This window comes from Limnospira sp., assembly GCF_051859755.1.
Taxonomy (GTDB): Bacteria; Cyanobacteriota; Cyanobacteriia; order Cyanobacteriales; family Microcoleaceae; genus Limnospira; species Limnospira fusiformis.
The window spans coordinates 1-5,989 of record NZ_JBIMLI010000197.1; the positions used below are offsets into that span (position 1 = coordinate 1).

4 protein-coding genes are annotated in these 5,989 nt (G+C 44.9%); 2 read left to right on the forward strand and 2 right to left on the reverse strand.

What is annotated here, in order from left to right; genetic code table 11:
* Window positions 1–109: 109 nt before the first annotated feature.
* Window positions 110–2,728 (reverse strand): M1 family metallopeptidase, encoded by a 2,619-nt coding sequence (locus tag ACTIE0_RS22050; protein WP_035760173.1) that lies wholly within the window; start codon window positions 2,726–2,728, stop codon window positions 110–112.
* 273 nt (window positions 2,729–3,001) lie between these two features.
* Here ACTIE0_RS22050 and ACTIE0_RS22055 point away from each other — a divergent pair, with 273 nt between their 5' ends.
* Entirely contained in the window at window positions 3,002–4,189 is a 1,188-nt protein-coding gene (locus ACTIE0_RS22055; RefSeq protein ID WP_046319524.1) for a pyridoxal phosphate-dependent aminotransferase, read from the forward strand.
* 34 nt (window positions 4,190–4,223) lie between these two features.
* Here ACTIE0_RS22055 and ACTIE0_RS22060 read toward each other — a convergent pair whose 3' ends face one another.
* Entirely contained in the window at window positions 4,224–4,526 is a 303-nt protein-coding gene (locus tag ACTIE0_RS22060) for an acylphosphatase (protein WP_006670482.1), read from the reverse strand.
* Between the two features lie 108 nt (window positions 4,527–4,634).
* Between ACTIE0_RS22060 and ACTIE0_RS22065 the strand changes: the two genes are divergently transcribed.
* A partial coding sequence (locus ACTIE0_RS22065; RefSeq protein ID WP_439516991.1) for a coiled-coil domain-containing protein occupies window positions 4,635–5,989 on the forward strand: 1,355 nt, incomplete at its 3' end.

Consider the following 5,989-nt stretch of genomic DNA (forward strand, 5'->3'; position numbering starts at 1 on the left):
TCGGAGATAGATGATTTGTTGGGATGGCTAGAAAGCCATCAGCCCGAATAAATATCAACCGGAATTTCCGCCTAGGGGTAATTAGTCAATTACCCCAATATGATGCGGATTACTTAGTTTTAGCCTCTAAGTTTTCTAGGCGACTTCGTAGTTCTTGATTTTCCTTTTTGATTTTGTCCAGTTCCTCCCGTAACTGCTTAATAGCTTTGTCTGAACCCAGATTTTTTTGGACTTTTTGCACAGCCTCTTCCGCCCTGCGCCTGACCCGTCCATCCATGGTCTGTTCTGCTAGGTCATTCAAAACAGCGATCGCCTTGGGAGTTTCCATTTGGCTTAAAGCCATTACCACAGATATTTGAGTTAAGAAGAAATCTTCTTTAGCTAGTTCTTGAATCCGTTGCATAATACGTTCAAGATTGATGTTATTTTGACCTGTGGAAATGCGACCTAGACTAGAAATAGCATTTAAACGCAGGGCTTGAGGAACACCATTAGCGGTATATTTCAAAATCAGATTTAAAGCCATTTCCGAAGTTTTCATTTGACTCAAACCCAAAATCGCCCCAGACCGGACTACCTCATTCCAACCAGCCCTTTCTTGTAACACCATTTCTAACAAAGCGATCGCCTCAGCTTCTGTAGGTTCATCCTCGGTATTTCCCGCTGCTATTTTGGCGATCGCCTGTATAGCACTAGCCTCCACATAATAACTCGGATCACCATTTTCCACCAGAGGTTTAATCGCCTGATAACTTGCAGCCGTGTGAATTTCTGCCAAAGCATTAACCACCGCCCGCCGCACTCGTGGATTTTCATCTTTCAAGCCAGCCACCAAGCCATCAAAAGACTGATCCAGTTTAACCTTTACCAACTGTTTCGCCACTTCAACCCGGACTCCCCAGAAAGGTTCAGAAACCATCGCCTCACCCAAGGCTTTAGCCGATGCCAAATTCCCTTTTTTAGCCAAGGCTTGGGCGGCATAAATCCGGGAAATCGGGTCTGGGTCAAACTGAAGCTGTGCTTTTAACTCAGCTACTGGATAATCTAAAGTCACAGTTTTGAGCAAATTATTACCCACATCAAAACTGATAAAGTTAGGTTTCTCTTCCAAAGGAAAGTAAAAACTCTGTTCGCGATCGCTAACTTGTACAGTCACCGTTTTCAACTCCACTGGAGTCGATTTCTTTTTGGATTTACCCTTAGATTTTTTCGTGTAGCCAAAACCTATAGGTATTTTCAGATTAAACAAATTAGCCTCACTGAGTTTATCACTGTCTTTCGCCTGGGTTTGTTTAATAGTCACCTTCGCAATTTTGCTATCATTATCCCAGGAATAGGAAACCTTATATTTAGGATGTCCCCCACGATAGACATATTGATCAAACAAAAACAGCAAATTCCGTCCCGTTGCCTTTTCGATCGCCCTCAATAAATCCACCGTTTCCACAGTTTTATGGGCGTTATCCTGCACAAAAGTATGAATAGCTTTGGCAAATAACTCATCTCCCAATTCGGCGCGAATCATGTGATAAACACAAGCGCCTTTTTCATAAAGATGGCGATCATAAAGTTCAATCGCTTCTCGGTAAACGTGAGTTACAATCGGACGACTATAGCGGGAAGAATCCTCCGAAAAATAGCTACGGGCTTCATTTAATCGGTAATAAGCTGCCTCGTCCGCCCCATATTCATGTTCAGTCCAGAGTACCTCAGAATAAGTCGCCATTCCCTCCTTAATCCAAGCATGAGACCAATGGGCAATTACCACCAAATCACCAAACCATTGATGGGCGAGTTCATGGACTACCAAGCTTTCTGTATTGCGGTTATCTAGGGTAGCGCGTTCGTCCAACAAACAGCGATCGGTTAACAGAGTTGTCGAGGTATTTTCCATACCTCCAAAAATGAAATCATCAACACAGACTTGAGCATATTTCGGATAGGGATAATCATAGCCAAAAGTTTGAGAGAGAAACTCAATCATAGCTGGAGTTTTTCCCATACTCCGTAGAGCATCTTCCTGGCGATTTTTTTCGACATAATAAACCACCGGAATCTGATTATACTCCTCTTTGATTTCGGCAAATTTACCCACCGCTAACGCTATCAAATAACTGGGGTGAACCTGCTTTTGTAACCAATGATAAATTTGCTGATCGCCCTTAGTTTTGGTGGCGATTAATTCACCATTAGCGATCGCCAAAAAATCCTGGGGAACCCGGACTTTAATTTCTGAGGTGGCTAACTGTCCCGGATAGTCAAAGCAGGGAAACCAGAAACGGGAATCTTCATCTTCCCCTTGAGTCCAAACTTGAATCGGTTTATCAGGATAATCTGAATTTGGTCCGATAAAATATAGACCTCGTTGAGGATGATCAACAGTATAGTCGATCGCTATTTTCAGGGTTTGATTAACCTCTGTGGGTTGGTTCAGATGAACGTATAATTGCTGACCATCATGGTCAAAATCTACCTCATGCTTACCAATTTTAACTTGATTAATTTCCAGATCTACCGCATCGAGGGTGAGGGTATTAATACCACTGCGGATCGGATTTAGGGTAATAGTACAAGTTCCCTGAAAACTTTGGGCGGGAATATCCAAAACTAGGTCGAGAAAAATATGCTCAACCTGACCAGGGCGATCGGGGTTATAGTGAGGGCGTGCCCCTGGTAACTCGAAGGATTTAGAATCGTTGGTGTCTGAATCGAAATAGGAATACAACATTAATGAATCTATAGCTCGGAAGTCTAACATTTGATGGTTTACCTTTTTTGAGATCATGTCAACCGGACTTTATGCGATGACAGACTTATGGAACAATGAGACCTAGATTTTCAGCGCAACTGTAGTTCACATAGTTGACAAATAACGGGATCTGTGATAATAAACCCTGAATCAAATGAAAAAATGTCATCATTGCCCAACAATTAGGGTTGCAGACATTCATCACCCGCCGTAGAATCTCTAGTTTAAGACTACTAAAAAGAGTAATTTGATATGAAGCTGGCAGCCCGTGTAGAACAGGTTCCCCAATCTGTCACCCTAGCGATATCAGCCAAGGCCAAGGCCATGAAAGCCGAGGGACTCGACGTTCTCAACTTCAGCGTTGGTGAACCGGACTTTGACACACCCCAACACATAGTCGCTGCGGCTAAAAAGGCACTCGATGAAGGAAAGACACGGTACGGTCCAGCAGCGGGAGAGCCCAAACTGAGGGAATTAATCGCTCGCAGTCTGACTCAAGAGGTGGGTGTTAATTATAGCGCGGAAAATATAAATTATAGCGCCGAAAATATCATTGTCACCAATGGCGGGAAACATTCCCTGTCCGGGTTGATGATGGCGATCATCGAGGCTGGGGATGAAGTGATTATACCTTCCCCCTACTGGTTAAGCTACCCAGAAATGGTCAAACTAGCTGATGGCACTCCGGTCATTGTCCCCACCGATGCGACTACCGAGTATAAGATTACCCCAGAATTACTGCGACAAGCGATTACCCCGAAAACTAAACTATTTGTCCTTAACTCGCCGTCAAACCCGACGGGGATGGTTTACACCCCGGATGAACTGAAAGCGTTAGCGGAAGTGGTGGTGGAGTCGGGGATTCTGGTAGTCTCTGATGAGATTTACTCCCAAATTCTCTATGATGGGGCGCAACATCTGAGTATAGCGGCCGCTCACCCAGAAGTCCATAAACAGACGCTGATTAGTAGCGGTTTCGCTAAGTCCTTTGCTATGACTGGATGGCGTTTAGGTTATCTGGCTGGGGATAAAACTATTATTGGGGCGATGACCCGGATTCAAAGCCATAGTACATCTAATGTCTGCACGTTTGCTCAATATGGAGCGATCGCCGCTCTGGAAGGTTCCCTCGACTGTGTAGAAACAATGCGACAAGCCTTTGCAGAACGCCGACAGGTGATGTATGAACTACTGAACGCTATTCCCGGAATTAGCTGTGTTAAACCCTACGGCGCATTTTATATGTACGTCAATATCGGGAAAATCGGCTTAGGGTCGGTAGACTTCTGCAATGCCTTGTTAGAAGAAAAGCAAATGGCTACAGTTCCTGGCTTGGCTTTTGGAACAGATGATCACATTCGCCTATCCTACGCCACGAGTTTAAAAAATATTGAAACTGGACTCAAGCGCCTAGAAGAATTTGTTGAAAGTAGGATCTAATTTGATCTAGACCGCGCTAGGGATGATTTCGAGGCTAATGGTAGAGAATATCAAAGCTGTAGAGTCCTTCGGCTCGCTGATACTCTACCTTAACCTGTGTAGGTTGAGCGGAGGGCGGTCCTTGGTAACACCATTTAATCATGGCCTCCACTTGGGCTTGACTACCCTCAAAAACAGCCTCGACCCGACCATCGGGCAAATTTTTCACCCAGCCGTTAGCTCCCTTTTGAATGGCGACTTGGCGAGTATAGTATCGATAACCGACACCCTGCACCCGTCCAGAGATCAGTAAATGGGCGCGAAGGAGGTCAGGTTTTTCATGGGTTGTGTTAGACACGATTATAATCTGGTAACGTATTTAGATACTCTGGGGACACAGAGTTATTAAAAACTGGGTTGATTAGATGATGGCTCTATAACTTTACCAAAAATTGGGAGATTACCTATGGACCTGATTAGTTTACTGATTATGTTAATTATTGGCAGTTTGGCTGGGTTGGGGGTCAGCTATACTGTGTTGGAGCGTCGCCTGACCCAGCAGAGAGAAGAATATGAGCGACAAATTCGCCTCTCGGCTGAGGAATTAGAAAAAGCCCATCAAGTCAGGATTCAGGAAATGGTCCAGTCCCTAAGAGATGATTACGATCGCCAACTGCGAGAGATGACAGAAACGCTCAAACAAGAACAGGAAGCTGAATTGACAAAAAGCAATGAATCCTTAACTCAATATTATCAGTCCCATATTGAGCAGCTTACCAACCAGGTACAAAGCCGTGAGGAGGAACTCCAGGAAGCTGACCAGCAGTTGAGAGGGTATCAGCAAGAGTTGGGAAATTTGATGGAGGAATTACATAGCCGTGAACGCCAGGTTGAGGAATTGAATGAGTTTTTGACTTCATATCAGACTCAATTAGAAGAGGTCAATCAAGACTTACAAGCCAGCCAAAGTCGCATCAATGAAATGGGTGAGTCTTTAACAGGCTATGAAACTCAACTTCATGATATGGATGGGGATATTAGCGAAAGTCAAGACCGCACTCAGCAGATGGCAGAATATATCGCGGGCTATGAGAACCAACTGCAACAACTTGAGCAAGACAACTATACTACCAGAGAGGAAATTCGCGAAACCATCGAAAATATCCGACAGCACAGTGAACAAGAAATTCAGAAGCTACGCGCTGATCTTGAACAAGATCAGGAGACTCGGATTCAAAATGCTATTGATAACCTGGAAGAACAATATAATGATGAAATTCGCGCGGGTACTGAACAACTGGTGCGAGCTATGCAGTCTCAAACTGAGCAGATGATAAAGTCGCTGCATGAGCGTTTGGAATTTTTGCCTGAGTTGTTGGCAGAAAGTGAAGCGGAAGCAGCTAGAGAAGCGGCTACAGAAGAAGAGACACTAGAAGAGACGGAAGTCGCGGAAGTGGCGGCAGAGGTGGCGGAAGTGTCGGAAGAGGTAGAAGAATCAGTGATGGCTGATGGTTTAATGGTCTCGGAGACACCGACAGAAGCGGCTACAGAAGAAGAGACACTAGAAGAGGCGGAAGTGGCGGCAGAGGTGTCGGAAGTGTCGGAAGTGTCGGAAGAGGTAGAAGAATCAGTGATGGCTGATGATTTAATGGTCTCGGAGACACCTACAGAAGCGGCGACAGAAGAAGAGACACTAGAAGTGGCGGAAGTGGCGGAAGTGGCGGCAGAGGTGTCGGAAGTTTCTGAAGAGGTAGAAGAATCAGTGATGGCTGATGATTTAATGGTCTCGGAGACACCTACAGAAGCGGCGACAGAAGAAGA

Excerpts from the sequence above, each read along its gene's own strand:
- ACTIE0_RS22050 (WP_035760173.1), bottom strand. The coding sequence starts at position 2,728 with ATGTTGTATTCCTATTTCGATTCAGACACCAACGATTCTAAATCCTTC.
- ACTIE0_RS22055 (WP_046319524.1), top strand. The coding sequence starts at position 3,002 with ATGAAGCTGGCAGCCCGTGTAGAACAGGTTCCCCAATCTGTCACCCTA.